We start from the raw sequence: 1,277 nt of genomic DNA, 5'->3' as shown, positions 1-1,277 counted from the left end.
CCCCAACAGCCCCCATCAGAACTTCCCGCGGGGTGGAGCAGCCCGGTAGCTCGTCAGGCTCATAACCTGAAGGTCACAGGTTCAAATCCTGTCCCCGCATCCAAATCAACAGGCCCCACGCCAACCGGCGCGGGGCCTTTCGCGTTTTGGCAAACCACCCGCGGCAGAGCAGATCCGATCAGGCAGAAGCGCATGATCGGGTGAATATCCACCCCCGATATCATCAGCGCGCTTTGTCCGCCCCCTCGAGGTCAGCACGCGGCGCCAGGCATCGTGAGGCCGGGCACCACCAGGGACAGCCGCCCGCCATGCAACCAGCAGAGGGCGTGTGAGCTCCTATTCCATGAATTCCGGTGGCTACCCACCGCTCATGGGAAGCTGTTCCGGCGACCGATGGTGGCCTTGACGGCGGCAGGCCGAGCATACTCAGATGGTGCGGAGTTGGTTTGAGAGGCAAGCAGACCGGCATGTCCGGCCTGCCCTGCGCCCGACTTCTTCTGGAGATCCCTTATCACCACGCCCCTGACCCATTCCGCGCGTCAGTGGCTCGGCGCCGCGGCTCTGCTCACCGCGCTCTTCGGCGGAGCGGCGGCGGCGGCCGAACCGCGCATCGCCCTGCTGATCGCCAGCGGCCAGATCGCCGCACGTGACGTCGCGCCTGTGCCAGCCTGTCCGCCCTCGGCCCGGGCCGTCGGGCGCCAGCTCGCGGGGCTCGGCTTCGCCGTCGTGGAAAGCGTCGACAAGACCCGCGGCGAGACCGCAGCGGCCATCGCCGAGTTCGCGCGGCGGCTGCGCGAGGCCCCAGGCGCGCGGGTCGTCGTCTATGCCTGCGGCCCGATCGCGGAACTGGAGGGACGCGCCTTCATCCTACCGTCCTCGGCGACGCTTGATCGCCCCACGGATGTGCTGACCCAGGGCGTACTGCTGCGCAGCCTACCCGACATGCTGGTGCAGGGGAGGGTGGGCGCGGCGCTCTTCGCTCTGGATGCCTTCACCGAAACCCCGCGCCTGCCAGCGCTGCCGGCGCCATCCGGAGACGCGGCGCTGGGCCTGATCCTCAGCAGCCAGGCGGGGCGTGAGGGCCAGCGCACCGCCCTCGCATCCGCGCTTCTCGGCGAACTCGTCGAGCCAGCCGCGACCGGCGCGGATGTCGGCACGTTGCTGACCCGCCTGCAGGCGCGCCTCGAGGGGGAGGCCGGCCGGCCGCAGCACCGCGTGGAACGGCCGAGCGCCGCTGTGGCCTTGCTGCCGGCGCCGCCGCCAGCCGACCCGGCGCC

Annotated in this window: 1 protein-coding gene and 1 tRNA gene; both read left to right on the top strand. The window is 70.6% G+C overall.

Annotated elements, in window-relative coordinates; translation table 11 throughout:
- The first annotated feature begins 26 nt into the window (after positions 1 to 26).
- Positions 27 to 103 (top strand) — tRNA-Met (locus GXW71_RS34550).
- A 557-nt stretch (positions 104 to 660) separates the two neighbouring features.
- Positions 661 to 1,277 (top strand): caspase family protein (locus GXW71_RS34545; RefSeq protein ID WP_211858613.1); only part of this gene is annotated, 617 nt, incomplete at its 3' end.

The sequence above is a fragment of the Plastoroseomonas hellenica genome (assembly GCF_018129085.1).
Classification (GTDB): domain Bacteria; phylum Pseudomonadota; class Alphaproteobacteria; order Acetobacterales; family Acetobacteraceae; genus Plastoroseomonas; species Plastoroseomonas hellenica.
Note: the sequence above shows the minus strand (reverse complement) of the source record. Positions and strands in the feature narration are given on the sequence as shown.